The following is a 451-nucleotide window of genomic DNA, read 5'->3' on the forward strand; positions in this document are numbered from 1 at the left end:
GGTCAATGATCCGAATCGCTTCCGAGGGCCCCACCAGGGGGCCAATATCCGGCGGGACAATCCACCCGCCCTGAAGGAAGGATTCGGGTCATGCGAAATTCACCCAACCGCCTCGTCGCCTCCGTTTTCGGAGCCGTCTACCTGCTGGTGGGCCTCCTGGGCTTCGCCGTAACCTCAGGCGTCGGATTCGTCGCCACGGAAGGCGCGAACCTCATCATCTTCGAGGTGAACCCGCTGCACAACGTGATCCACCTGGCCATCGGCGCCGCACTGCTCTTCGCCGGACTCCGCGGGATTGACAGCGCACGCACCGTGAACTCCGCCGTCGGCGCCGTCTACCTCCTGGTTGGCATCGTGGGGCTGTTCCTGCTGAATTCGCCGCTGAACATCATCGCCCTGAACGGTGCCGACAACGTCCTCCACCTCGCCAGCGCCGTGCTCCTCCTCGGCG

Annotated in this window: 1 protein-coding gene; it reads left to right on the plus strand. The window is 64.7% G+C overall.

The features are described from left to right. Positions 1-90: 90 nt before the first annotated feature. A partial coding sequence (locus AC1DKD_RS42090) for a DUF4383 domain-containing protein (protein ID WP_477144848.1) occupies positions 91-451 on the plus strand: 361 nt, incomplete at its 3' end.

This window comes from Cupriavidus sp. 05T313, assembly GCF_056396665.1.